This is a genomic window from Pseudonocardia sp. CA-142604 (assembly GCF_050948475.1).
Taxonomy (GTDB): domain Bacteria; phylum Actinomycetota; class Actinomycetes; order Mycobacteriales; family Pseudonocardiaceae; genus Pseudonocardia; species Pseudonocardia alaniniphila.
In genome coordinates, this window is sequence record NZ_CP192045.1 from 6,087,672 (window position 1) to 6,111,344 (window position 23,673).

Here is a 23,673-nt window from a genome sequence, read left to right on the forward strand (position 1 = left end):
CGCGACGATGACGATCATCGCTGCTGCGTGATCACCTCGTCCAGCCACCGCACGAGCACCGCGAGCGCCTCCGCGGAGTTGCGCTCGAACATCACGGCGTGCCCGTTTCCGGGTACGCCGTGGTCGGCGAGGCGCACCCACTCCGCTCGACAGCCCGCAGCGCGGAGGAACTCCGCGACGTCGCCGGCGAAGGCGTCGAACGGCGAGGCGCCTGCCGAGAACACGCCGATCGGGACGCGGGCGAGGCCGGGGAGCCGGTGGGATCCCACGGCGAGTTCGGACGGGTCGGCGGCGGGCGGGTCGAAGGCCGGCGGCGCCGCCGTGAGGCCCCAGGGCAGCAACGACCCGCCGTCCGGGAGCCTCAGGAACGGCGGCCCGATCGGTTCCAGCGCGAGCAGCGCGACCACCAGGTCGGGACGCGCGTCGGCGGCCAGCCAGCCGCCGGGCGCACCCGCGGAGTGCGTGACGAGCACCGCGGGCCCGACGCGTTCGAGCAGCTGCACGAGTCGGTCGGCGTCGAGCCGGTGGGCGGCCGCCATGTCGGCGGGCATCGGTCCGGTCGGGGCGAGTACCTGGTCGAACAGCGGGTCGTCGAGATCCCGGCTGCCCGGCCACTGCGTGTGCAGGCTCGCGTGGGAGTCCGGGGCGAAGATCTCCTTCGCCCGCTCGTAGGAGAACGGCGGGCCCATCGCCCCGAGCACGTCGGGGTGATAGGGCGAGCGGCCGTGGCCGGGCCGGTCCACGACGTACACGACGTGGCCGCTGCGAACCAGCATGGTCGACCAGCCGCTGCGCCCGTCGGGGGTGCCCATCCAGTCGGTGCCCTGGCCGCCACCGCCGTGCACCAGCACCAGCGGGTACGGCCTGGTCACCTGCTCCGGCGCCTCCCAGGCGACGAACATCGGCCCGCGCGGCACGAGGCCCGCCGGGTGTCGCACCCGCTCCGTCCCCACCCAGAAGAAGCCGCGCCGGGACGTGACGAGCTCGCCGTCCGGCGCCGGCGCCGGCGCCACCCGGCCCGAGCCCGCTGACATCGATTCGCTCACAAGCTCGCTCATCGCTCGCTCCTTCTCAGGTCGCATCGACCCCGAGGTGCAGCTGGGCGAGCCTGCGGAACATCAGGTCGCGGAAGCCGGTGTTGCGGTGGCTTGCGATCATCGCCATGTCGCGGTAGAGCCGTTCGAAGCGCTGGCCCGCGTTCATCGCGCTCGATCCGACGTTGCGGAACAGCTGCTGGTCGACCGCCTCCCATACCTGCACGATCGCCTCGCGCGCGATGACCCCGAGCCGCTGCTCCTCCTCCTCGCCGTAGGGCTTGCCGCCCGCGGCGGTGCGCTCGCACAGCTCCATGTGCTCCTCCGCGCAGCGCAGCACCGCGGCCTCGGCCGTCGCGAGCTTGCCGAGCGCTCCGCCGTACCAGCGCTGGTGATCGGGGTCGGTCAGCCGGGGCACCATCGGGGGCATGCTGGTCTTGCGGGTGCGCATCTGGTGCTCGAACTCGTCGAGCGCGTTGTAGCCCGCGCCGATCATCTGTGCGGCCACCGACATCGTGAACGGCGCGAGCGCCCGCCCCGTGTACATCGGGTTGCCGTGCAGGGCCAGACCGGGCGTTCCGCCGGAGACGTCGACGCTGATCATGTTCGTGTTCTCGAGCACGAACTCCGCCGGGATCCGGGCGTCCTCCAGCCGGATGCTGTGTGACCCGCTGCCGCGCAGCCCCGTGCTGGAGCCCCAGTCGTCGAGCATGGTCCACTCGCTGCGCGGCGCGACGTAGAGCAGCATCCGCTCGGCCGCCTCCGCAGGCGGCAGCCCCGCGATCAGTGCCTGGCCCATGAAGTGCGTGGAGTACGGGATCCCCGAGCAATAGCGGACGGTTCCGTCCAGCCGCCACCCCGACTCCAGCCGCACGGCCGTGGCGTCGGGCGCCGCCACCGACGCGCACCGGAAGTCGCCGTCACCGAAGACGGCCTCCTGCGCGGCCTCCGGGAAGTACGAGGCGATCTGCACGGCGTGGCTGGACGCCAGTGCCCAGCACCACGCCGTGGAGACGCACCCGCGCGCCATCTCGATCTGCAGCCGGGTGAAGGTGATGTAGTCGCATTCCAGGCCGCCGTAGCGCCGTGGCTGCATCACGCGGTAGAGCCCGGCCTCCCGGAAGGTCTCGTGCATCTCCTGCGAGTAGTACGTGCGTTCCTCGACCTCGGCCTGTGCGGCGACCAGGGCGGGACGCAGCTCGACGACGCGCTGGATCAGCGACGCCGGCGTCGGGTCGACACCGGTGGGCGGGGTGAGAGCGGTGGTGCTGGACATGGTGCTCCTTCGCGATCAGGAGGCCCGCGTGGCGGCGTCGAGCGGGAAGTGGCAGGCGACCTGGTGGTCGGGGGCGTGCTCGCGCAACACCGGCTCCTCCTCGGCGCACCGCGGCCGGGCCAGCGGGCAGCGCGTGCGGAACCGGCACCCGCTGGGCGGGTTGAGCGGTGAGGGCGCCTCCCCCTCCAGGGGACGGGGACGGCGGGCGCGTCCGGTCTCGGGGTCGAGGCCGGGGATCGAGTCGAGGAGCGCCGCCGTGTAGGGGTGCAGCGGTCGCCGGTACAGCTCGTCCGCCGGCCCGACCTCGGCGAGCTGCCCGAGGTGCATCACCGCCACCCGGTCGCTCACCTGCTTGACCAGCGCCAGGTCGTGGGAGATGAACAGGTAGGACAGTCCCAGCTCGGTGCGCAGCCGCTCGAACAGGTTGAGCACCTGCGCCTGGATCAGCACGTCGAGCGAGGACACCGCTTCGTCGCAGATCACCAGGGCGGGGTGCAACGCGATGGCCCGGGCGATCGCCACGCGCTGGCATTGCCCGCCCGACAGCTCGTGCGGCCGCCGCTTCCCGTACACCGACGGGTCGAGCCCGACCATGTCGAGCAGCTCCCGGACCCGGGCCTCCCGCTGCGCGGACCCCCGCACGCCGTAGCCGACGAGGGGCTCCTCGACCAGATCCGTCACCCGCCACCGCGGGTTCAGCGAGCCGAACGGGTCCTGGAAGACCATCTGCATGTGCCTGCGGGCCTCGACCAGGTCACGGCGGCGCAGCCGCATGAGGTCGGTCCCGCGGAAATGCACCTCCCCGGACTGGGGGCGCGGCGCCTGGATGACCGACCGGGCGAGCGTGGACTTGCCGGAGCCGGTCTCCCCCACCACGCCGAGCGTCTCGCCTGCCCGCACCTCGAACGACACGTCCGACACGGCGTGCACGACGCCGCCCTTGATCCCCCCGGCGCCGCGTACCGGGAACTGCTGCACGATTCCGCGGGCGCGTAGCAGGGGCTCGCCCTGTGCCGGGCGCTCGTCGAGTGCGGTCATGACCGGTCTCCTCTCGGCCCTGAGTCGGCCACCGCGTCGGGCACCGGGTGCCAGCACGCCCACCGGTGGCCCGGCTCGTGCTCGGCGAACGGAGGGTCCTCGCCGCACTGCTCGTCGGCGAACTCGCAGCGCGGCGCGAACGGGCAGCCGGCCGGCAGCGCCGACAGGTCGGGCGGCTGGCCGGGCACCACCGGCAGCAGTGCGTGCGACTCCCGCTCCAGCAGCGGGATCGCTCCCAGCAGCGCGCGGGTGTAGGGCATCCGGACGCGCGAGAAGAGCGTCTCCGCCGAGGCGTGCTCGACACCCCGCCCCGCGTACATCACGAGGACGTCCTGGGCGTAGCTCGCGGCCAGACCGAGGTCGTGGCTGATCATGATCACTGCCATGCCGAGCCGGTGCTGCAGCTCCACGAGCAGCTCCATGATCTGCGCCTGCGTGGTCACGTCGAGCGCCGTGGTCGCCTCGTCGGCGATGAGCAGCCGGGGTTCGCCCGCGAGCGCGATCGCGATCATCACCCGCTGCCGCATGCCGCCCGAGAGCTGGTGCGGGTACTCGGCGAACCGTTGTTCCGGTACCGGCAGCCGCACCAGCGACAGCAGCTCGACGGCCCGCCGCCGGGCGGCGTGGCGGTCCATGTCCGAATGCGCGCGCACCGCCTCGACGACCTGCGTGCCGATCCGCATCGTCGGGTTGAGCGAGCGGGCAGGGTCCTGGAACACCATGGCGATGTCGGCGCCCCGCCGCCGGCGCATCTGCGCCTCCGGCATCCCGACGAGCTCGGTGCCGGCGAACCGCGCAGAGCCCGTGACGGCCGCGGTGGAGGGGAGCAGCCCCATGAGCGCGCGCGAGCTGACGCTCTTGCCGGAACCGGACTCCCCGATGATCGCGAGCATCCGGCCGGGCGCGAGCCGGTAGGACAGGCCGTTGACGGCGTGTACATGGCGCCCGGCGCGGGAGAAGCGCACCCGCAGGTCCTGTACCTCCAGCAGCGGCTCACCGTCGGGCACGGGACCGGTACGGGACGGCCCCGCTCCGGGCTCCGCGGCGAGGACGTCGTCATCCGTGAGGCTCATCGGCCGCTCCATCGCACGCGGAGGTTCTCACCGAGCAGGTTGAACGCCAGCACCGTGACGAACAGGACCGCCGAGGGCCAGACGACCAGCATCGGCGTGGCGGAGATGCTCTGCTGGCCCTGCGAGATCATGTTCCCCCAGCTCGGGGCGGGCGGCGGAATGCCCAGCCCGAGGAAGCTCAGCGCGCCCTCGATCACGATCACGATGCCCATCCCGAGCATCCCGAACGTGATCAGCTGCGGGGCGATGTTCGGGGCGACGTGCCGCAGCAGGATCCGCCATCCCGGCGTGCCGCAGAGCACGGCGGACGCCATGAACGGAAGCTCCCGCAGCCGCAGCGTCGCCGCCCGGGAGATCCGCGCGAACGCCGGGATGCTGAAGAACGCCAAGGCCAGGATCGTGTTGGTCTGGCTCGGCCCCAGGCTCTGCGCCACCGCGAGGGTGAGCACCAGAGACGGGAACGCGATCAGCACGTCCAGCACGCGCATGATCACCGTGTCCACCACGCCGCCCACGAAGCCGGACAGGGCGCCGAGCGTGCCGCCGACCAGCAGCCCGAGCAGGTTCACCGCCACCGCCACGATCAGCGACGAGCGGCCCCCGGACAGGATCCGGGAGAGGATGTCGTTGCCGTTCGGGTCGGTGCCGAGCAGGTGCCCCGGAGAGAACGCCGGGAGGTAGGACTCCAGCACGCTGCCCCCGATCGGCGGCGGCACGGGCAGCACCAGTGGGCCCACGAAGCAGGCCAGCGCGATCAGCGCGACGACCGCGGCCGGCAGCACCAACCCGAGCGATCCCACCCAGCCCCGGGTCCGGGCGGCTGGGGCCTCCGCGTGTTCGACGAGCGCGGGCCCGGCGTCAACGACTGCCATAGCGGATCCTCGGGTCGAGTACGGCGTAGAGCAGGTCGGCCAGCAGGTTGGCCAGCACGGCCGCCACCGCGAACACCACCACGCACGCCTGCACGACGACGAAGTCGCGGGTGTTGATCGCCTGCAGCATCAGCTGCCCCATCCCCGGGAGGGCGAAGATCTGCTCGACGATCACCGTCCCGCCGATGAGGGTCCCGAGGTTCAGGCCGACCACGGTGATCAGCCCGAACGCCGAGTTGCGGAACGCGTGGCGCACGAGCACCTGCCACGGCCCGATGCCCTTCGCCCGTGCCGTGGTGACGTAGTCCTCGCCTTGGAGCTGGTCGACGAGATCGCCGCGCAGGAACCGCGTGTAGAAGCAGTACAGCGGGAACGCGATGGCCGCCGCGGGCAGCGCCATGGACTGCAGGTTCTCCCCCAGTCCCTGCGACAGCGGCACGAACCCGATCGCCGGGAACACCGCCATCTGCACCGCGAAGATCAGCACGAGCAGCAGCGCCAGCACGTAGTTGGCCACCGAGAGCCCCGTGATGCTCACGACCATGCTGAGCCGGTCGAACAGCCGGTTGGGCCGGTACGCGGCCAGCAGAGCGGTGGGCACCGCGAGTCCCAACGAGATGAGGAACGCCAGCGCTGCGAGCTCACCGCTGACGGCCAGCCGCTCGCCCAGCAGGCCGGTCACCGGCTGCCGGCTCACGAGGGACTGCCCGAGGTCCCCCGTGACCGCTCCACCGAGCCAGTCCAGGTACCGCAGCACGGCGGGCCGGTCCAGGCCCAGCTCCAGCTCCAGCGCCCGCACCTGCTCCGGGGTGGCCTCCGGCCCGAGCAGCTGCTGCGCCGCGCTGCCCGGGATCAGGTTGAGCACCCAGAACGTCAGGATGCTGACCCCGAGCACGATCGGCACGGCCAGCAGCAGCCGCTTGCCCACCAGCCGCATCCCCGGCGAGGTGAGGAAGCCGGCGCCGGCGCGGTGCCGGCCGGCGTCCACGGATGCCGTCACTGCTGCTGCACCCGCCAGACCTCGTCCCAGATGATTCCGGCGTTGACGACGATCGGCGGGATCTTCGTGGTCAGGCCGGGCCCGTACACGCCGGGGGTGGCGAGGTTCGCAGCCGCGAACGCCAGCCCGAACGGGGCGTAGGCGTTGTCGCTGATGTACTTCCCGGCCTCGCTGTAGAGCCGCTGCCGCTCGGCGGGGTCGACCGTGGCCGCGGCCCCGTCGAGCAACTGGTCGAGCTGCGGGTCGGCGACGCCGCTGAAGGGTGAGGTCGAGGCGAACCGGAAGCCCACTCCGACGCCGGACGCCGGGTCCCACGCTCCCGCGGTCTGCAGCATCGACTGCCACTGACCCGAGTTGAACTGCTGGACCAGCGTGGACAGCTCGTAGGTCTTGGTGTTGACGGTGATGCCCGCGGCCTGCCACTGGGTCTGCAGCGCCGTCATCACCTGCTGGGCCACGTAGCCGTTCAGCGTCCCGAGTTCCACGGTCAGGCCGCCGAGCTGGCTCACGAGCTGCTTGGCCTGCTCGGGGTCGTATGTCGGGTAACCGTCCACGGTCTCGGTGTGGAAGAGGCCGCCGGGCCCGGTGAACGACTGGCTCACGGGGTAGAGCCCCTGGAAGAGACCCTTGGCTATGGCCGCGAAGTCGGTGGCGCGGTAGATGGCCTCGCGGGCCCGCTGGTCGTTGAACGGGGCGGTCTTCGTGTTGAGCTGGATCACGTAGGGCGAGGTCGGGGGCTGGACCGTGACGGTCAGCCGCCCGCCGGACTGCGCCTGCTCCAGCAGTGGAGTGGTCCCGAGGCCCTCGTAGGCCTGTGCCTGCCCGGCGAGCAGCGCCTGGTACGCGGGCTGGTCCCCGCCGATGGACTGGAAGGTCAGCTTGTCCAGGTAGGGCCGGTCGGGCTTGAAGTAGGTGGGGTTGCGCTGCAGCACCAGGAGCGAGCTGAGCTGGTTGGACACCACCGTGAACGGCCCGGCGCCCACCGGGGTGATCCGGAACTGCTCCTCGCCCATCTGCTGCAGCGCGGTGGGAGAGGCGATCCAGTTGGTGTTCGCCACCGGGAACGAGTTGATCACAGCGGCGTAGGGGCGGGTGAACTTCAGCACGACGGTGCGCGCGTCCTCCGCGATGATCCCGCCGTCGGCGAGCGGCCATGTCGGTTTGCACGAGCACGGCGAGGCCATGGCCCGCTGCAGGTTGAAGACCACGGCCTGCGCGTCCAACGGCGTGCCGTCGCTGAAGCGGATGCCTTCGCGGAGCGTGATCCGGACCGTGCGTCCCTCGTCGAGCAGCTCGTAGCCCTCGGCCTGGTTCGGCACGACGCGCGGATCGGACCCGTCCTCGTTCGCCGTGAGGAGGAACAGACCGCCGTAGATGGCGCTCATCTGCGAGATGTTCGCGCCGCCCGTCGTGTTCGTCGCGGGGTCGAGCCCGGATGGCCAACCACCGGCGAAGGACGAGCTCTCGAGCACGGTGAGCTCGCCGCCACGCTGCGGTGGCCCGGCCGGCGCAGCTGTGCCGCCCGCTGTCCCGCCGCCGCCCCCGCATGCCGCGATGAGTAGGAGCGCGGCGAGAAGGAGGGACAAGTGCTGCAACTTCGGTCTCACAAGGACCTCCCGCTTCGTTGCGTGCTTCGGCGCCGCCCGGCGCCGCTTCACGAGGCACGGGTCGGGAACCACCGCCGGGATGCGTCGGCATCGCTGCGGGGATGGCTGGTCGGGGCCGACAGGATCGAGGTGAATGAGTCGGAGTCGGTGCGTCGGGGGATGGGGGCTTCGACGTCGGGGGTGATCGGGCTCACTACATCCGACACAGCGTCCGGTGAGGACCAGGATCTCGTGCAGGCGGCTTTCACTCGGCGAAAGACAAAGTTCGACCGGTCGACGCCGTCGGGCTCGCGGGCCGACGGAACGCGCCACCGCTGGTGAGGCAGGCTACGTCTTTTGTCTCGGTCCACGGTGCCGATCCCGGCCGACGTCCGCGAACAGGAGCGTGAGTCTTGTGACGTTTGGTTCCGCTGGTGAGACTGGTTCCGAATGGGTGACGAGCGCCTCGACGAAGGAGTCGGCGTGATGCAGCAGGCAGTCGCGTGCGGAGCAGGCCGCGAGGTCCGGCCCGCGGGCTGTCCCGTCTGTGGCGACCCTCTGCAGGACCGGCCGTCGGAGGACGACCGCCGGGGGCAACGGCGGCTGGCGGCGATCGCCCGCGCCGCGTCGAGCGTGGCCGACACCGCATCGCTGCGCGTCACCCTCGACGTCGTGGCCCGCGAGGTCGTGCAGGCCGAGCACATCGCCGCCGTGCAGATCCTCCGGGTGGAGGGCGGCACCATGCGGGTGGTGGGCAAGGCCGGGTTCACCGACGCCGAGGACTTCGCCGACCGGCTGGAGGAATGCCGCAGGCTCGGAGCCCGGATGATGTTCGTCGAGGCGTTCCGGGCGCGCCGGCGCATCATGATCCCCCACCGCAAGGCGGCGGTGCTCGCGGATCCCGCCTGGGCCCCACTGCACGCGATCATGGGCGCTCCGCGGTGGGACTGCTTCGTCGCGGTCCCGCTCGTCGTCCGCGGGCGGGCCCTCGGTGTGCTCAACGCGTACTACGAACCCGGAGAGGTGCCGGGGTGCGCCGATCTGGAGTTCCTCGACGCGATGGCGGATCAGGCGGCCATGGCCGTCGACTCCGCCGAGCTGCTCGCCCGCTCCCGTCACGACGCCCAGCTCGCCGAGCGCGCCCGCCTCGCGCGTGAGCTGCACGACTCGGTGGTGCAGCAGGTCTTCTCGATGCGGATGCACGCCAAGGCCCTGCGATCGCAGGTCACGTCCGGCCGGGTGAGCAGCCCCGAGCGGGTGCAGTCGGTCGCCGACGAGCTGCTCGGACTCGCCCAGAACGCACTCGCCGACCTGCGGAGCCTCGTCAGCCAGCTGCATCCGGTGGAGCTGGTCGAGCGTGGCCTCGCCGGGGCCGTCCGGGACCACGCCGCGTCGGTGCAGTCGCTCTCGGGACTCCACATCGACGTCGAGACGGCGGAGAAGCTCGAGATGCTGCCGGTCGAGCTGCAGGAGGACCTGTACCGGATCGTTCAGGAGGCACTGCACAACGTGGTGAAGCATGCGCGAGCGACACGGGTGCGGATCCGGGTCCGCACCGCCGGCGACCGCGGGAGCGACCGGCTTCTCGTGGACGTGGCCGACGACGGCATCGGGCTGGACGGCAGGGAACCGCGGGCCGGGGCGATCGGGCTGGTCTCCATGCAGACGAGGGCCCGCGGATGGGGAGGACGCATGGAGATCCGCGACACCGCACCGGGCTGCCGGGTCGAGGTCATGATTCCCGTGGCGCTGCCGGACGGTGCCCTGTGATGCCGTCCGTGGCCGGCCAGGAGGTGATCGGCGTGCTCGTCGTCGACGACCACGCCGTCGTGCGCCGCGGGCTCGCGGCCTACCTGGAGAGCGCCGACGGGATCGAGGCCGTCGCGGAGGCGGTCAACGGCCGGGACGCGCTCGTCCAGCTCCGGCGGTTGGCGACGGAGAACCGGCTGCCGAAGGTCGTGCTCATGGACGTGCTGATGCCGGAGATGGACGGGATCAGTGCGATCGGGGAGATCCTCGCGTCCTATCCGGACGTCCGGGTCGTGATGTTGACGAGCTTCGGTGAGGTCGAGCGGGTGTACGCGGCGCTGCAGGCAGGTGCGGCGGGCTATCTGCTCAAGGACGCCGACCCCGACGAGGTGGCCGCCGCGATCCGCGCGGCCGCCCGGGGCGAGGTGCATCTCGACCCTGCCGTGGCCGGCCGGCTGACCCGCCAGCTGGTGTCCCCGCCCACCGGGCTGGCCTCCCTCACCGCCCGCGAACGCACGGTTCTCGCACTCGTCGCGCGCGGCCTGTCCAACCGGCAGATCGCCGCCGAGCTCTACATCAGCGACCGCACGGCTCGCACGCACGTGAGCCACGTGCTCACGAAGCTGCAGCTCTCCTCGCGCACGCAGGCGGCGCTGGTGGCCATCAGGGAGGGGCTCATCCCGCCGCCGAGCTCGTAGCGCGAGCTCGCGACCCGTCTGTCCACAGTGGTGTGTGCTGGGGGAAGGTGCGACATGACCGTGACCGGGGAACATCGGCCCACCCGTTCCCCCGTCGACGACGGTGGAGTGCGGAGGACGGCCGCGGGACGCGTGCTCGCCGTCCTGGACGCGTTCGGGCCCGCCCATCGGACACTCACACTCAGCGAGATCTCCCGCCGTGCCGGGCTGACGCTGCCGACCGCGCACCGGCTGGTCCGTGAGCTGCTCACCTGGGGCGCGCTGGAGCGTGACGACGGCGGTCGCTACTCCGTGGGGCTGCGGCTGCTCGAGCTCTCCGCGCTCGCGCCACGCGGGCTCGGGCTGCGCGACGCCGCGTTCCCCTACCTCGAGGACCTGCACCAGACCACCCTCGGCAACGTCCACCTCGGCGTGCGCGACGGACTGGAGGTCGTCTACATCGAGGCGATCCGCGCGCGCGTGCGTAAACCCGTGGACAGTCATGTCGGTGACCGCTGGCCGATGCACGCCACCGGCACCGGACTCGTGCTGCTCGCCCACGCCGACCGCGAACTGCAGGAGCAGGTGCTGAGCGCGCCGCTCACCCGGTTCAGCCCGCTGACCGTCGTCGACCCCGACGAGCTCCGCCGCCGCCTCGCGCTGGTGCGCAAGACCGGGGTGGCGGTGGCCAGGGGCCAGATCACCGTTCCCGACATCGTGGTCGCGGTGCCGGTGCTGGGCAGGCGCGGGGAGGTCGCCGCCGCCATCTCCGTGGTGGTCGAGGCCGACGACGCCCGCCCGAGGGAGCTGGCGGCCGTCCTGACGGAGGCCTCCCGCTCGATCTCGGCGTCCCTGACGGCCTGACCCGTGTTCATGGTGGGGGCAGGCCCAGCCAGCGCAGGGCGTTCCCGGCGGTGATCGCGTCCAGGACCTCTGCCGGCAGGTCCATCCCGAGCAGCGTCCGGCCCGCGGGGTCCTCGCGGGGCATGGCCGGGAAGTCGGAGCCGACCAGCAGCCGGTCGTGGCCGAGCAGGTCGATCAGGTACCGGATCGCGCGGCGGTCGAAGACGAGTGAGTCGTAGTAGAAGCGGCGGGCGTACTCGATCGGCGAGGGGCCGTCGTCGTACGCGATCGCGCGTTCGGGCACGACGGGCTCCTCGTTCCACGCCCCGCCCCAGAAGTACTGCGCCCGCGGCAGCATCAGGGGGAACCCACCCGCCGCGTGACTGAAGGAGATCCGCAGGTCCGGGCACTTGCCCGCGGTCCCCCCGGCGATCATCGACGCGGCGGCAAGCGCCCCTTCGAGACCCACGACGTAGGTCCCCATCGCCGACGCCGGCAGCCGGTCGGTCATGGCGGGCATGGCGTGCACGAACACGGGCAGGTCGAGGCGCTCCGCCTCGGCGAAGAACGGCAGGAACCGCTCGTCACCGATGGAGACGCCGAGCACGTTCGAGGCGATCTCCACGCCGTGCAGGCCCTGTTCCTGGATCGCCGCCAGCTCCGCCGTGGCGGCGTCCGGGTCCTGCATCGGCACCATGCCGAACCCGACGAGCCGCGTGCGGTCCGCACTGCACAACGTGGCCGCGAACTCGTTGACGTACCGGGCGAGTGAGAGCCCCTCGGCAGCGGGAAGGTCGTAGCGCAGCAACGGCGGCATCGGCGTGACCACCTCGACGTCGACGCCCGACGCGTCCTGTGCAGCGATACGCCGCTCGGCGTCGAAGAACACGTCACGGGCCCGGAAGCGCACCGCCCCGAACAGCAGCGTGCGCGCGGTGTCGCCGTCGATCGGCTCCATCCGCGGGAAGCACTCCGGGGCGTCGGACGGGTAGTCACGGGGCAGCAGGTGGGCGTGGGCGTCGACGAGCACGCTGGCGCTCCTAGCGGTTGGGGTGGACCGAGACGTGCACCGCTGCTTCGCCCGGCACCTCGCCTGCGAGGGTTTCCATGGCGAGCGCGGTGTCGTCGAGCCCGAAGGTGTGAGTGTGCAGCTTCTCCAGCGGGAAGCGGCGGGACTCGATGATCGCGATCGCCTCCGCGTAACCGCGGGCGTCGACGCCGTAGGCCCCGACCACGTTGATCGCCTTGTTGATGATCAGGTCGGTCCGCAGCGGCACCTCGCGCCCGCCCTTCAGCCCGGCGAGCACGACCCGCCCGGCGTGCTTGACCGCCTGCAGCGCGTGCGTCACCGGCTCGGTGGCCATCGGGGTCAGCTCCAGCACGACGTCGGCCATCGCGCCGTCGGTGATCTCCCGGACGCGCTCGACGACGTCCTGCGCCCCGTCGCCGTCGACGACGACCGTGTGGTCGGCCCCGAACTCGCGGGCGAGGGCGAGCTTGTGGGCGTCGGCCTCCAGACCGGTGACGATGACGGTGCCGGCGCCCGCGGCACGCGCGGCGACCACCGCGGCGATCCCCCGCTGGCCGGCGCCGAGCACGAGCACGGTGTCGCCGATGCCGACGCCGCCGAGGTGCAGCGCCCAGCGCACGCCGGCGCCGAGCGGGTTGAACATCACCGCGAGCTCGGCGGGCAGCGTCTTGTCGACCTTGTGCAGCACCGCACCCGGCGTGAGGTAGAGGTGCTCGGCGAGCCCGCCCCACAGGCTCGGCGCCACGTCGACGCCGGTGACCCCGTGGCCGTAGCGGCGGTTGCGGCAGGCCTGGTAGCGCCCGGTGAGGCAGTCGTGGCAGGACCTGCACGGCACGATCACCTCCAGGGCCACCCGGTCGCCGGGCTGCACACCCCAGCGCTCCGCGGCGCGCTCGCCGATCTCCTCGATGATCCCGAGCGGCTCGTGCCCCGGCACCACCGCACCACCGCGGCCCATCTTCAGGTGGCCCCGGTAGGCCTCGACGTCGCTGCCGCAGATGCCGTTGGCCTCCACGCGCAGGAGCCCGTCGTCGGGGCCGATCACCGGCCGCGGGAACTCGCGGATCTCGATGTTGCGGGGGCCGACCTGCACGGCGGCGCGGACGGTGTCAGCCATCAACTGCTCCTTCCTACGAGGGTGCGCGCCGCCACCGGCACCGCAGCCCCTGACCAGCCAGAGAAGAGCCGCACGACCATGGAGATCCCGGCGTTGCGCGCGCCGGCCACCGCGATGAGCAGGTGCTCGCGATCGGCCGAGGGCAGCAGGCGGTCGAACCCCTCCGGGCGTTCCCCACTCGCGTGCCGCACGCCGTTGTCGCCGAGCCCGTCCTTCCCGACGCGCGCGAGATCGCTCACGGTGCGCCCGCAGTGCTCGGCGAGCCACGTTCGCACCTGCGCGCGGTCGAAGCCTGCGCCGGCGAGCAGCTGCGCATGTTCCGGGCAGAAGACGATGCCGGCCGAGGCGTGCCGGAAGATCCACGCGCCGCTGCGGGAGATCGTGTCGGCGAAGTCGGTGAGCAGTTGCTCCGCGCTGCCCGTGTGCCGGTTGTCGACGAACTCGCAGGTGCGCAGCAGGGTGGCCGACACGGCCGAGGTGCCCGCGGGGATCCCGCCCTCGGCCGACAGCGGCTCCCAGGGGCTCTCCTCCTCGTTCTCGGCCACGCAGATCGACCACCGCCCCGGCAGCCCCTGGGTGGCCTGCTCCAGGACGTGCGGGTGGATCCCGTAGACGTTGCGGACGATCAGCCCGATCGCTCGCGCGACCGTCGCGTTCGCCCGGAACCCAGGGCCGAACACCCCGCCCGTGCGGTTGAAGCCGAGCTCGTCCCGCACCGGACCGTTCACGACGATCAGCGGGGCGGGACCGCTCGTGGACTGCCAGCCGCCGCCGCCCGTGGAGCGTTCGCGCACCAGGGCGTCCCATGCGGCGAGCACCACGGGGAAGTACTCAGGACGACAGCCCGCCATCGCCGCGTTGATCGCCGCCAGCTCGACCGTGACCGCGCGGTCGAGCTGCGGGAGCACGCCGATCACCTCGTCCGCCTGCCGCGGGACGGTGGCGAGGAAGCGGTCCACCAGCGGGCGCGACGCCGGGACCAGCGGCAGCCCGTCGGACCAGCCCTGCTCGTAGCAGTGCTCGATCGCCGCCTGCGCGGCGTCGGGATCCAGCCCAAGAGTGTTCGCGCTGCTCACGAGCGCGCCTCCGTCAAGATCACGACCACCCCGGAGACGACGTGCTTCGCGCGCTCCTGCACCTGCTGCGGCGTCAGCACGGCCACCGGGTGCTCGGTGGTGACGTACCGGTAGCCGGGCGCACCGCGCAGCGCCGCCATCGCGTCCGCGGTGGCGACGAACGCATCGCTGCAGATCACGGCCGCGGGCAGGCCTGCAGCCTCGAAGAGCACCCCGTCGGCCACGGCGGACGCGCTGCACGAGCCGCAGTCACCGACCCCGGTGACCACCACGTCGCAGGCCGCCGCGTACTCGGCCACGAGCTCGTCGGACGCGGGCAGGGCGAAGGCCTGTTTGGTGCGCATCAGCGCCACGCCGGCCGCCCCGTGCTCGGTCACGAGCAGGTTCGCGACCTCCTGGAGCAGCAGCGCGGCGTTCTGCTTGGTGTTCTCGAGCAGGCCCACCCGCGCACCCGCGAGGTCGGGACGACGTGCCGCCCGCGGGGCTGCCGCGGAGGTGGCCGCGGGTGCGGGTGCGCGCCCGGTGGGGTCGAGGATCGCGTTCGGCACGTGCGCCTCCGTCGTCAGTTCGCCAGGCGGGTCAGGCGGGACTTCATCTGGGAACGCTCGATCGACCCGGGCGGGACGAGCGTCACCGCGGCCCGCACCGAGAGCCGCGATCGGATCAGCGACTCGATCTCCCGGCCGAGCTGTTCGTGGTCGGAACCGTGCTCGCCCCACTCGGCCTCCACCTGCAGCGGGGGCTCGACCCGCGGGCCCTGCTGCGGGAGCACGATCTGCACCGCCCCGGTGGTGCGCGGGTGCAGCGTCTGCACGAGGTCGCGCACGGCGGAGGGGAACACGTTCACCCCGAGCACGATGAGCATGTCGTCCGTGCGCCCGACGCAGCGGATCAGCGGCTCCCCGCTGCCGGAGATCCCGGTGACGACCACGCGGTCGCGGGTGCGGAAGCGCACCAGCGGACAGCACTCGCGGTCGACCGACGTGTAGACGAGCTCGCCGGTCGCACCCTGTTCCGGGTCGACGGGTTCGCCGGTCTCGGGATCGACCAGCTCGACGACCACGTGCCGGCCGCCGGTGAACCGCATTCCCCCGCTGCCCGGTGCCTCGCCGAAGAGCACCGGCGCCATGTCGGCGTTGCCCAGGCCCTCCGTGACCGGTGCTCCCCACTCCTGCTCGACGTGCGCCCGGAACGCGGGCTCTCCCCCGCCCGGCTCGCCGCCGACGAAGATCTTGCGCAGGCCGAACTCCTTCGGGTCGCGGCCCTGTGCCCGCAGGTGGTCGGCGAGGTAGCGCGCATAGGACGGCGTGGAGTGCAGCGCCGTGACCCCGAGGGTCTCCAGCGCGAGCACCGCCTTCTCCGAGGCGCCCGTCCCGATCGGGATCAGTGTGGCCCCGATCCGCTCCAGCGCGTCGCGGATCGGGAGGCCGCCGACGAAGAGCGTGAGACCGGCCGCGTGCAGCACCACGTCCTCACGCGCAGCACCCATCGTGCGGAACGCGCGGGCCACCATGTCCGTCCACGCGGCCGCGTCCCGGCGGGTCACGCCCACCCAGCTGGGACGCCCGGTGGTGCCGGTGGAGGCGTGCACGCGGATGACCTCGGTCATGTCCACGCCCGCGTGGCGGCCCAGCGGCGGCGCCGCGGCCTGGGAGTCGCGCAGCATCTGCTTGGTCGTGAACGGCAGCTTGCGCAAGTCGTCGAGGGACGCGAACGCGGCAGCCGTGACGCCGTGCTCCGCGAACAGGCCCGCGTAGAACGGCGACCGGGCGGCCAGCCCCTCCAGCTGCGCGCGCAGCACCTCGGTGACGGCCTCGCGGTCCTCGGGCGCGGTGAAGCTCGGTGGCACCACGGTGCTCCTCAGCGCTCGTGGACGAGGACGCCGCGGATGTTCTTGCCGTCGTTCATGTCCTGGTAGCCCGCGTTCAGCTCCTCGAGCGTGTAGCGGCGGGTGATCAGCTCGTCGAGCTTGAGGTCACCGGACCGGTAGAGCCGCAGCAGCCTCGGCACGTCGTAGAGCGGGTTGCAGTCACCGAACAGGGCTCCGCGCACCTGCCGCTGGTACATGATCATGAGGCCGGCGTGCACCTTGACCGCGCGCTCGCCGAGCTTGCCCGCCGCGGTGATCGTCACCTTCCCTGCCTTGCCGACCACCTGCATCGCGGCGTCCACGATCTCGGCGGTGAGCACGCCCGGCGTGCAGATCGCGTGGTCGGCGAGCTGCCCCCACGTCGTGTCCACCACGAAGTCGTGCGCCTCGCGGGCGTCGGCGAAGGTATGGGTGGCACCGAAGACCTTCGCCATGTCCCGCTTGAACGCGACCGGGTCCACCACCACCACGTTCTTCGCCCCGGCATAGCGGGCGCCCTGCACCGCGTTGCTCCCGACGCCGCCGGCGCCGTAGATCACGACGGTGTCGCCCGCCCGCACGCCCGCCGCGTACACGGCGGAGCCCCAGCCCGTGGGCACCCCGCAGCCCACCAGCGCGCCGATCTCGAACGGGATGTCGTCCGGCAGCGGGATGCAGGCCCACTCCGACACCACCGCGTACTGCGAGAACGAGCCGACCGTGCAGAACCCGCCCAGGTCCTCCTCGCCGCGGTGGAACCGGAAGGTGCCGTCGAGGAACATGCCGGTGCCCGCGTTCAGGCCCTTGACGCACATGTTCTGGTGGCCCGTCGAGCACGGCCGGCACGCGCCGCACGCCGGGATGTAGGAGCAGACGATCCGGTCGCCGGGCTTGACCCGGCGCACGTCCGGACCCACCGACTCGACCACGCCTGCGCCCTCGTGGCCGCCGACGATCGGGAACCGCACCGGCGCGTCGCCCTGGGTGATGTGATCGTCGGAGTGGCACAGGCCCGCGGCATGGAAGCGGACGCGGACCTCGTGCGACTTCGGGGCGTCGAGGGTCAGCTCGGTGAGCTCCCAGCCGCTGTGCGGCTGCCGCGCGATCGCGGCGCGGGTGGTGATGCTGCCCTGGTTGCTCGGTGTCATCGGGCGCCCGTCCTCTCCGGTGTGCTCGTGACGTGCGGGAGGACCTCAGCGCCGATCAGTGCGATGTGGTCCAGGTCGTGGATGTCGTAGATGTGCAGGTAGACGGTGTCCGCTCCGGCGGCGGCCAGCGCGGCGATCCGCTCGGTGACCTCGGCCGGTGAGCCGATGGCGGCGGTCGAGCGCATCAGCTCCGAACCCATCACGGCAGCCCGCCGCTGCGCCTGCGCCGGCGTCACGCCACAGGCGACGGGCAGCACCGCGGAGCGGCGGGCCTCGTCCGGATCACGGCCGATCGCCTCGCACGCCCGCGCGAACACCGCGAAGCGCTCCCGCAGTTGCTCGCCGGTGGCGTCCCCGATCGTCAGCGCCCCGTTGAACTCGTCGGCGTAGCGCGCGGCGATGGCCGGGGTGCGCCGCGGTCCGGTGCCGCCGATGATGATCGGCGGGTGCGGTTTCCGGGCCGGACGCGGCGGGGTGCGGTTGGCATCGACGCGGTAGTGCGAGCCCTCGAAGGAGAACCCCTCGTCGTCGCCGGTCGGCGTGCCCCACAGGCCCGTGATGATCGCCAGCTGCTCCTCCAGCCGGTCGAACCGCTCGCCGGTCGGCGGGAACGGGATGCCGAAGGCCGCGTGCTCACGGGCGAACCACCCGGTGCCCAGCCCCAGCTCCACCCGGCCGCCGCTCATCTCGTCGACCGAGGCGACGATCGTGGCGAGCAGGCCGGGCGCGCGGAACGTCGCCGCTCCGACCAGCGCCCCCAGCCGCACTCGCGACGTCTCACGAGCCAGGCCGCCGAGCGTGGTCCAGCAGTCGGTCGGGCGGTAGGTGGGGTCGTTCGGGTCGACGCCGAGCAGGTGGTCGGAGCGGAAGAACGCGTCGAACCCCGCGTGCTCGGTGGCCAACGCCAGCGCCAGGATCTCCTCGTAGCGCGAGCCGTGACGCGGCTCCATCAGCACACGCAGCCGCACACCCTCGTGGTCGGCCATGGCGCTCAGTGCTCGAGGAGGATCACGCCGCGGACGTTCTTGCCGTCCAGCATGTCCTGGTAGCCCTCGTTGATCTCCTCCAGCCGGTACCGGCGGGTGATCAGCTCGTCGAGCTTGAGGTCACCGGACCGGTAGAGCCCCAGCAGCCGGGGGACGTCGAAGAGCGGGTTGCAGCCGCCGAAGATCGCGCCCTGCACCCGGCGCTGGAAGCCGATGAACGGGCCGGGATTGTGGTCGATCGATCCGTTGCCGACCGCGGTGATCGTCACCTGGCCGCTCTTGCCGACCACCTGAATCGCCTGGTCGATGACCTCGTCGTGCAGCACGCCCACCGTGATGATCGCGTGGTCGGCGAGCTCGCCCCACGTGGTCTCGACGACGAACTCGCGCGCCGCGGCGGCGTCGGCGAAGGTGTGGGTGGCCCCGAACACCTTGGCCATGTCCCGCTTGAACGCCACCGGGTCGACGACCACCACGTTCTTCGCCCCGGCGTACCGGGCGCCCTGCACCGCGTTGCTACCGACGCCGCCCGAGCCGTAGATCACCACGGTCTGCCCCGGCCGTACGCCCGCCGCGTGCACCGCCGATCCCCATCCGGTCGGCACGCCGCACCCCACGAGAGCGGCGACGTCGAACGGGATGTCCTCCGGGATCGGGATGCAGGAGAACTCGGAGACGACCAGGTGCTGGGAGAACGTGCCGAGCACGCACATCCCGCCGACGTCCTCGCCATCGAGGTGGAACCGGAAGGTCCCGTCGGCGAACTCGCCCGTGGACGCGTTCTTCCCGGCGTCGCAGAGGTTCTGGCGGCCGGTGGAGCAGTAGCGGCAGGTGCCGCAGGCCGGGATGAAGGCGCACACCACGTGGTCCCCCACGGCGACCCGCGTGACGCCGTCACCCACGGCCTCGACGACGCCCGCTCCCTCGTGGCCGCCGACCACCGGGAAGCGCATCCGCGCAGCGCCCTTCTGGACGTGGTCGTCGGAGTGGCACAGCCCGGCGACCTCGATGCGGATCCGCACCTCGTTCGCGCGTGGCTCGTCCAGCTCCAGCTCGGCGATCTCCCACGGTCTGCCCGCCTCGCGACAGATCGCGGCGCGCGTCGTCATGCTCATTTCGGCTCCAGGGGTCTGCGCGGGGCCGCACGATGCGGCAAGCCGGGTGTCCGCAGTGGACGCCGTGGTCGCAGGCACCGCGACCGTGCGTCCGCTGCGAACACTCACGATGCGCCGCGCGATGTGACGGCGGCCATACGGCTTTCGCGTCCCGGAAGGGATCTCGCGTCCGTAATCTGCCCTTCCGGCTCACGAAACCGCCGTTGCCCGCTTCAGTGCGGATGTGCGACATCCGTCCCATTCGTACGGAGGCAACGGTCCGACGACGACTGCGCCGGTGGGCTATTTACTCCTCACCGACATCCTCGACCCCCGCGCGGAAGGTGCATTGTGGCCAACCCGACCCCCAGCAGGAGATCACTGCTGCTCGCCAGCTGTGTCGGTACCTCGATCGAGTGGTACGACTACTACATCTTCGGGACGGCCTCGGCGCTCGTGTTCGGAGCGCTCTTCTACCCGTCGTTCTCGCCCCTCGCCGGCACGCTCGCGGCGTTCGGCACGTTCGCCGTCGGGTTCATCGCCCGCCCGCTCGGCGGTGCCGTGATCGGCCACTTCGGTGACCGCATCGGCCGCAAGGCCATGCTGGTGCTCACCCTGATGATGACCGGACTCTCCACGTTCCTGATCGGCGTGCTCCCGACGTACGCGGCGATCGGTGTGGCGGCCCCGCTCCTGCTGATCCTCCTGCGGCTGGTGCAGGGCTTCGGCGTGGGCGGTGAGTGGGGCGGCGCGGTCCTCGTCGCCACCGAGCACGCCTCGCCGCGGCAGCGCGCGCTGTTCGGCAGCTTCGCCCAGTTCGGTGTCCCCATCGGCCTGCTCACGTCGAACCTGGCCTTCCTCGCCATCGCCGGCCTCCCCGACGAGGACTTCGCCGCGTGGGGGTGGCGGATCCCGTTCCTGCTCAGCATCGCGCTGCTGATCGTCGGGATGGTGGTGCGCCGCAAGCTCTCCGAGAGCCCGGAGTTCCGGAACGTGCAGGAGAAGCAGCAGGTCACCAGGCTGCCCGTGGCCACGCTGTTCCGGGAGCGCCCGGGCACGGTCCTGCTGGCCAGCGTGGCGGCCATCGCGCCGCCCGCGGTCGGCTACACGGTGATGGTCTACATGCTGAACTACGGCACGAGCGTGGTCGGCTTCGACCGCACCACCCTGCTCACGCTGATCCTGCTCTCCACCGTGCTGTGGATCGCGGGGATCTACGTCGCGGCGCTCTGCGCCGACCGGTGGGGCGCCAAGCGCGTGTACGTGATCGGCGCCGCGACGGCCGTGGCGTGGGCCTTCCCGCTCTTCCTGCTGGTCAACACGGGCAGCGCGGCTGCGGCGCTCCTGGCGTTCATGGTCGCGGGCGTGGTCCAGGCGATCATGGCGGGGGCACAGGGCGGGCTGTTCACCGAGCTCTTCGACGCCCGCGTGCGCTACAGCGGGGCGTCGATCGCCTACCAGCTCGGCGGCATGGTCGGTGGCGCCGTCACCCCGCTCGCGGCCGTGGGTCTCCTCGCGGCCACCGGGTCCTGGGTGCCGATCGCGCTCTACCTCGCGCTGCTCTGCGCGGCGAGCCTGGTGGCGGCGCTGGTCATCCGGGTTCCGGCGCAGGCCGCAGCCGGTGCGGAGCCGGCGGCGGGCGTGGTCCAGGACTGAGATGAAGGATCCGTGGGGGCCGGACGCCGCCGGCCCCCACGGATCCCTCACCCGCTGGGGAACGCCACCGAGTGGGTGTCCATGAACTCGCGCAGGCCCTCCACACCCATCTCCCGTCCCATGCCGCTGCCCTTGAGCCCGCCGAACGGAGCCCGCTCGTCGAGCCACGGCGCCCCGTGCGCGTCGACGAACGTGTAGCCGCTGCGCAGGCGGGCGGCCACCCGGGCGGCGCGGTTCCGGTCGGACGTCCACACCGACGAGCAGAGCCCCGCCCACGTGTCGTTGGCGGCGGCGATCGCCTCGTCGTCGGTGTCGAACGGGATGATCGGCAGGGTCGGACCGAACTGCTCCTCCGTCACCACCCGGGCGTCCGATGGCGGGTCGAGCACCAGGCTCGGGCGCAGGAAGTGCCCGTACGAGAAGCGGTCATCCGGGGCGCTGCCGAACTCGCGCACCTCGGCACCCGCCACGCGGGCCTGCGCCACCAGTTCGGCCACGAAGTCGCGCTGTCGCGCCGTGTGCAGCGGTCCCATCGTGGTGGCGGGGTCGAGGCCGTGGCCGAGCACCTGGTTCGCGAGCCGCGCCGACATGCCCTCCACCACCTCGGCGTAGCGCGACCTGTGCACGTACAGCCGCTTGATCGCCATACAGATCTGACCGGTCGAGTCGAACGTGCCGGAGACGAGCCGGTCGAGCGCCGCGTCGTCCAGGACGGCGTCGTCGAGCACCAGTGCCGGATCGTTGCCGCCCAGCTCCAACGCCACCCGCGTGAGCGTCTCCGCCGCCATCGCCATGATCCGCCTGCCACCGGCCGGGCTGCCCGTGAAGCAGACCTTGGCGACGCGCTCGTCGCTCACGAGCGCCGCACCGATCTCCGCGTCGTCGCCCGTCACCACGTTGAGCACGCCGGGCGGCAGCGCCGCGGCGACCCGCTGCACGACCCGTGTGGTCGCGAGCGGTGCGGACGGCGGCGGCTTGACGACGACCGTGTTGCCGGTCAGCAGGGCCTGCGGGAGCGACGCGGCGAGGATCGCCAGCGGCCAGTTGAACGGCACGATGATCGTGACGACACCGAGCGGGACGTACCCGACCTCCGTGTCGTACGGCGGCCCGGCGAGCTTGGCGGTCGTGCCCACCTGGTCGACGGCCGCGACGGCCAGCTCGACGCGGTGGTCGAACACGATCAGGTCGATCGTGGACTCCTGCAGGATCTTCCCGTTCTCCCTGGTCAGGATCTCCGCGTCGGCGCCGCGGTGCTCGGCGAGCCCACGGATCGCGCCGCGGATCAGCTCCGCGCGTTCGCCCGCTGTGAGCGCCGCCCACGCCGGGAAGGCCCGGTCCGCGGCGGCCACGGCGTCGAGTGCCTGCCGGCGGGTGGCGGCCGCGGCGTACCCGACCGTCGTCGAGGGCTGGGCCGGGTCGGCCACGCGCAGCGTCTGCTCGGCGGGCACCGTCGCGCCGTCCACGTACAGGTCCGTCTGCACGTGGGCGGTCGGTTCGATCACCTGGGTCACGAGCTCCTCCGTTCCGGCGCCGCGCTGGGCGACTCGAGGGTGAAGTGGTCGGGCCGGGAGGCGCGGGCGACGGGCTCGGGCTCCCGCGCCGCGCGCGCCGTGACCTCGCGGAACCAGCGGTGCGCGTCGTCCTCGTCGTGCTTCTCGTGCCACCACAGCGTCTCGACGATCGGTGGCGGTTCGCCCGGGCACTCCAGCACGCGCAGGTCGGGCCGGTCGGCGAACAGCGCGGCGAGCCGCCGTTGCATCACGGCCACGCGGTCGGTGCCCGCGACGAAGTACGGGGTGGCCTGGTAGCTGTCCACCCGGACGGCCACGCGCGGGGGGTCGTTCAGTCGGGCGATCAGCGGGGCGAGCGGAAAGGTCGCCGGGTAACCGCCGTCGGGGTGGTGCGGGACGACCCACGGGAGCCGCTGGAGGTCGGCCAGCGCGAGGCTCCCGCCTGCCCCGTCGACCACCGGGTTGTCGGCCGCCACCACGCACACCCAGCGGTCCCGGAAGAGCTCCATACTGCGGATGCCGGGCGCGCGCAGTGCGATGCCGGGGGCCGAGACGATCCCGTCCAGCACCCGCAGCGTGTCCACGATGTCGGCAGGTAGAGCCTGCTTCACGACCTGGACGTGCAGGCGGGCCCGGGGAGCAGCCGCGTACAGCTCTCTTGAGAGCCGCTCCCCGAACGCAGCGAGCACGTAGTCGGGCACGAGCAGCGTGAACTCCCGGTCGGACTCCTCGGGGCGGAACTCCGGGCTCGTGGAGAACAGCCGTTCCATGCTCGTGCACACCGGCTCGACCTGGTCGGCCAGCTGCACCGCGAGCGGCGAGAGGAGATAGCCGCCGCGGTTGCGCACGAGCAGCTCGTCACCGAAGTGGCGGCGCAGGCGGGAGAGCGCAGCGCTTGCCGCGGACTGAGTGACCCCGATCCGCTGCGCCGCCCGCGTCACGTTCCGCTCGCGCAGCAGCTCGCGCAGGAACACCAGCAGGTTCAGGTCGAGGTTGGCCAAGGACACCGGTGCACGCGTCATCGCCCGGCTCCTCTGCCCACGTCCACCATTAAC

21 protein-coding genes are annotated in these 23,673 nt (G+C 72.2%); 4 read left to right on the forward strand and 17 right to left on the reverse strand.

What is annotated here, in order from left to right:
- Positions 1-14: 14 nt before the first annotated feature.
- Genes ACQPZQ_RS27645 through ACQPZQ_RS27675 form a run of 7 tightly spaced genes read right to left on the reverse strand, consistent with a single transcriptional unit; the run spans position 15 to position 7,900 of the window.
- Positions 15-1,058, reverse strand: a complete 1,044-nt coding sequence (locus ACQPZQ_RS27645) for an alpha/beta hydrolase (RefSeq protein WP_433285415.1) — start codon at positions 1,056-1,058, stop codon at positions 15-17.
- Between the two features lie 13 nt (positions 1,059-1,071).
- The gene (locus tag ACQPZQ_RS27650; protein WP_433285417.1) at positions 1,072-2,310 is read right to left on the reverse strand and encodes an acyl-CoA dehydrogenase family protein; all 1,239 of its coding nucleotides are present in this window, start codon (positions 2,308-2,310) and stop codon (positions 1,072-1,074) included.
- A gap of 15 nt (positions 2,311-2,325) precedes the next feature.
- Positions 2,326-3,348 (reverse strand): ABC transporter ATP-binding protein, encoded by a 1,023-nt coding sequence (locus ACQPZQ_RS27655; RefSeq protein WP_433285420.1) that lies wholly within the window; start codon positions 3,346-3,348, stop codon positions 2,326-2,328.
- The gene (locus ACQPZQ_RS27660; protein WP_433285422.1) at positions 3,345-4,421 is read right to left on the reverse strand and encodes an ABC transporter ATP-binding protein; all 1,077 of its coding nucleotides are present in this window, start codon (positions 4,419-4,421) and stop codon (positions 3,345-3,347) included. The genes ACQPZQ_RS27655 and ACQPZQ_RS27660 overlap by 4 nt, the downstream gene beginning before the upstream one ends.
- The gene (locus tag ACQPZQ_RS27665; RefSeq protein WP_433285424.1) at positions 4,418-5,293 is read right to left on the reverse strand and encodes an ABC transporter permease; all 876 of its coding nucleotides are present in this window, start codon (positions 5,291-5,293) and stop codon (positions 4,418-4,420) included. The genes ACQPZQ_RS27660 and ACQPZQ_RS27665 overlap by 4 nt, the downstream gene beginning before the upstream one ends.
- A complete protein-coding gene (locus tag ACQPZQ_RS27670) occupies positions 5,280-6,293 on the reverse strand; it encodes an ABC transporter permease (RefSeq protein WP_433285426.1) in 1,014 nt (337 codons plus the stop codon). The genes ACQPZQ_RS27665 and ACQPZQ_RS27670 overlap by 14 nt, the downstream gene beginning before the upstream one ends.
- Positions 6,290-7,900, reverse strand: coding sequence for an ABC transporter substrate-binding protein (locus ACQPZQ_RS27675; RefSeq protein WP_433285428.1), 1,611 nt, complete (start codon positions 7,898-7,900; stop codon positions 6,290-6,292). Before ACQPZQ_RS27675 ends, ACQPZQ_RS27670 begins: the two co-directional genes overlap by 4 nt.
- Positions 7,901-8,365: 465 nt before the next feature.
- Between ACQPZQ_RS27675 and ACQPZQ_RS27680 the strand changes: the two genes are divergently transcribed.
- The 3 genes from ACQPZQ_RS27680 to ACQPZQ_RS27690 are packed head-to-tail and all read left to right on the forward strand — an operon-like array spanning position 8,366 to position 11,169.
- Positions 8,366-9,649, forward strand: a complete 1,284-nt coding sequence (locus tag ACQPZQ_RS27680; protein WP_433299390.1) for a GAF domain-containing sensor histidine kinase — start codon at positions 8,366-8,368, stop codon at positions 9,647-9,649.
- Positions 9,649-10,326, forward strand: coding sequence for a response regulator (locus ACQPZQ_RS27685; protein WP_433285430.1), 678 nt, complete (start codon positions 9,649-9,651; stop codon positions 10,324-10,326). The genes ACQPZQ_RS27680 and ACQPZQ_RS27685 overlap by 1 nt, the downstream gene beginning before the upstream one ends.
- A gap of 54 nt (positions 10,327-10,380) precedes the next feature.
- Positions 10,381-11,169, forward strand: coding sequence for an IclR family transcriptional regulator (locus tag ACQPZQ_RS27690; protein WP_433285432.1), 789 nt, complete (start codon positions 10,381-10,383; stop codon positions 11,167-11,169).
- Between the two features lie 7 nt (positions 11,170-11,176).
- Here the strand turns inward: ACQPZQ_RS27690 and ACQPZQ_RS27695 are convergent, their stop codons facing one another.
- From ACQPZQ_RS27695 to ACQPZQ_RS27730, 8 genes are read right to left on the reverse strand one after another with little or no spacing between them, the layout of a single operon-like run.
- A complete protein-coding gene (locus tag ACQPZQ_RS27695; RefSeq protein ID WP_433285434.1) occupies positions 11,177-12,178 on the reverse strand; it encodes an amidohydrolase family protein in 1,002 nt (333 codons plus the stop codon).
- Positions 12,179-12,188: 10 nt separating this feature from the next.
- Positions 12,189-13,295: a zinc-dependent alcohol dehydrogenase gene (locus ACQPZQ_RS27700; RefSeq protein ID WP_433285436.1), complete on the reverse strand. Its 1,107-nt coding sequence runs from the start codon at positions 13,293-13,295 to the stop codon at positions 12,189-12,191.
- On the reverse strand, positions 13,295-14,371 hold the full coding sequence (locus ACQPZQ_RS27705; RefSeq protein ID WP_433285438.1) for a hypothetical protein: 1,077 nt from the start codon (positions 14,369-14,371) through the stop codon (positions 13,295-13,297). The genes ACQPZQ_RS27700 and ACQPZQ_RS27705 overlap by 1 nt, the downstream gene beginning before the upstream one ends.
- Positions 14,368-14,919 (reverse strand): UGSC family (seleno)protein, encoded by a 552-nt coding sequence (locus tag ACQPZQ_RS27710; RefSeq protein ID WP_433285440.1) that lies wholly within the window; start codon positions 14,917-14,919, stop codon positions 14,368-14,370. The genes ACQPZQ_RS27705 and ACQPZQ_RS27710 overlap by 4 nt, the downstream gene beginning before the upstream one ends.
- Positions 14,920-14,933: 14 nt before the next feature.
- Positions 14,934-16,223, reverse strand: a complete 1,290-nt coding sequence (locus ACQPZQ_RS27715) for a phenylacetate--CoA ligase family protein (RefSeq protein ID WP_433285441.1) — start codon at positions 16,221-16,223, stop codon at positions 14,934-14,936.
- Positions 16,224-16,231: 8 nt separating this feature from the next.
- Entirely contained in the window at positions 16,232-17,368 is a 1,137-nt protein-coding gene (locus ACQPZQ_RS27720) for an NDMA-dependent alcohol dehydrogenase (protein WP_433285443.1), read from the reverse strand.
- Positions 17,365-18,354 carry an LLM class F420-dependent oxidoreductase gene (locus tag ACQPZQ_RS27725; protein WP_433285444.1) on the reverse strand — a complete coding sequence of 330 codons (990 nt, stop codon included), beginning with the start codon at positions 18,352-18,354 and terminating at the stop codon, positions 17,365-17,367. Before ACQPZQ_RS27725 ends, ACQPZQ_RS27720 begins: the two co-directional genes overlap by 4 nt.
- A 5-nt stretch (positions 18,355-18,359) precedes the next feature.
- On the reverse strand, positions 18,360-19,469 hold the full coding sequence (locus ACQPZQ_RS27730; protein WP_433285447.1) for an NDMA-dependent alcohol dehydrogenase: 1,110 nt from the start codon (positions 19,467-19,469) through the stop codon (positions 18,360-18,362).
- A gap of 330 nt (positions 19,470-19,799) precedes the next feature.
- Here ACQPZQ_RS27730 and ACQPZQ_RS27735 point away from each other — a divergent pair, with 330 nt between their 5' ends.
- On the forward strand, positions 19,800-21,104 hold the full coding sequence (locus ACQPZQ_RS27735; RefSeq protein WP_433285449.1) for an MFS transporter: 1,305 nt from the start codon (positions 19,800-19,802) through the stop codon (positions 21,102-21,104).
- Between the two features lie 47 nt (positions 21,105-21,151).
- On the opposite strand, the gene ACQPZQ_RS27740 is transcribed toward ACQPZQ_RS27735, so the two are convergent.
- Positions 21,152-22,618, reverse strand: coding sequence for an aldehyde dehydrogenase family protein (locus ACQPZQ_RS27740; RefSeq protein WP_433285450.1), 1,467 nt, complete (start codon positions 22,616-22,618; stop codon positions 21,152-21,154).
- A complete protein-coding gene (locus ACQPZQ_RS27745; protein ID WP_433285452.1) occupies positions 22,615-23,640 on the reverse strand; it encodes a LysR substrate-binding domain-containing protein in 1,026 nt (341 codons plus the stop codon). Before ACQPZQ_RS27745 ends, ACQPZQ_RS27740 begins: the two co-directional genes overlap by 4 nt.
- Between the last annotated feature and the right edge of the window lie 33 nt (positions 23,641-23,673).

What these genes read in the sequence shown, in the direction of transcription:
- ACQPZQ_RS27665 (WP_433285424.1), bottom strand. Translation starts at nt 5,293, where the DNA reads ATGGCAGTCGTTGACGCCGGGCCCGCGCTCGTCGAACACGCGGAGGCC.
- ACQPZQ_RS27730 (WP_433285447.1), bottom strand. Translation starts at nt 19,469, where the DNA reads ATGAGCATGACGACGCGCGCCGCGATCTGTCGCGAGGCGGGCAGACCG.
- ACQPZQ_RS27685 (WP_433285430.1), top strand. Translation starts at nt 9,649, where the DNA reads ATGCCGTCCGTGGCCGGCCAGGAGGTGATCGGCGTGCTCGTCGTCGAC.
- ACQPZQ_RS27650 (WP_433285417.1), bottom strand. Translation starts at nt 2,310, where the DNA reads ATGTCCAGCACCACCGCTCTCACCCCGCCCACCGGTGTCGACCCGACG.
- ACQPZQ_RS27690 (WP_433285432.1), top strand. Translation starts at nt 10,381, where the DNA reads ATGACCGTGACCGGGGAACATCGGCCCACCCGTTCCCCCGTCGACGAC.
- ACQPZQ_RS27680 (WP_433299390.1), top strand. Translation starts at nt 8,366, where the DNA reads ATGCAGCAGGCAGTCGCGTGCGGAGCAGGCCGCGAGGTCCGGCCCGCG.
- ACQPZQ_RS27655 (WP_433285420.1), bottom strand. Translation starts at nt 3,348, where the DNA reads ATGACCGCACTCGACGAGCGCCCGGCACAGGGCGAGCCCCTGCTACGC.
- ACQPZQ_RS27660 (WP_433285422.1), bottom strand. Translation starts at nt 4,421, where the DNA reads ATGAGCCTCACGGATGACGACGTCCTCGCCGCGGAGCCCGGAGCGGGG.
- ACQPZQ_RS27645 (WP_433285415.1), bottom strand. Translation starts at nt 1,058, where the DNA reads ATGAGCGAGCTTGTGAGCGAATCGATGTCAGCGGGCTCGGGCCGGGTG.
- ACQPZQ_RS27700 (WP_433285436.1), bottom strand. Translation starts at nt 13,295, where the DNA reads ATGGCTGACACCGTCCGCGCCGCCGTGCAGGTCGGCCCCCGCAACATC.
- ACQPZQ_RS27745 (WP_433285452.1), bottom strand. Translation starts at nt 23,640, where the DNA reads ATGACGCGTGCACCGGTGTCCTTGGCCAACCTCGACCTGAACCTGCTG.
- ACQPZQ_RS27720 (WP_433285443.1), bottom strand. Translation starts at nt 17,368, where the DNA reads ATGACACCGAGCAACCAGGGCAGCATCACCACCCGCGCCGCGATCGCG.
- ACQPZQ_RS27725 (WP_433285444.1), bottom strand. Translation starts at nt 18,354, where the DNA reads ATGGCCGACCACGAGGGTGTGCGGCTGCGTGTGCTGATGGAGCCGCGT.